The organism is Roseiconus lacunae (assembly GCF_008312935.1).
Lineage (GTDB): Bacteria > Planctomycetota > Planctomycetia > Pirellulales > Pirellulaceae > Stieleria > Stieleria lacunae.
This window is the reverse complement of record NZ_VSZO01000027.1, coordinates 1-407: the sequence shown is the minus strand read 5'-3', so window position 1 is coordinate 407 and position 407 is coordinate 1. Positions and strand designations below refer to the sequence as shown.

The following is a 407-nucleotide window of genomic DNA, read 5'->3' as shown; positions in this document are numbered from 1 at the left end:
GATTGTCACGGACACGTCCCTGGGAAACGGGAATCGCACCCGCGCCGGTCAAGACTTCCCGCTCGGGTAGCCGGCCGTTCTTGACCACTTGGCGTCTGCCTTTGTGATCCCGCCGCCCTTCATTTTCTTGGATAAAGGCTTCGACCTCGGCATCGATCGCCGATTGCAACATTCGCCTGGCCCCTTCCCGGATGATCTCATCGAGCGGGCTTTTCTGATCAAACTGAGCCCGGAAGGAAATCACTTCGGGATCGAGCTGTTCGTCCACTGGTGCGGCGTGCCGCTGTGTTTTAGTCTGGTTCATGGCGTGTCCTTGTGCCCGCGTTGGGCCGTTGAAGGGTGATAGTTTCAACAGGATACGCCGCCTTTTTTCATTCAATCAAGAACACGACTTTCGATCATATCTC

At 56.0% G+C, this 407-nt stretch carries 1 pseudogene; it reads right to left on the bottom strand.

Going from position 1 to position 407, the window contains the following annotated elements:
• Window positions 1–304, bottom strand: a pseudogene (locus FYC48_RS22040) (IS256 family transposase); the annotation flags it as partial.
• Between the last annotated feature and the right edge of the window lie 103 nt (window positions 305–407).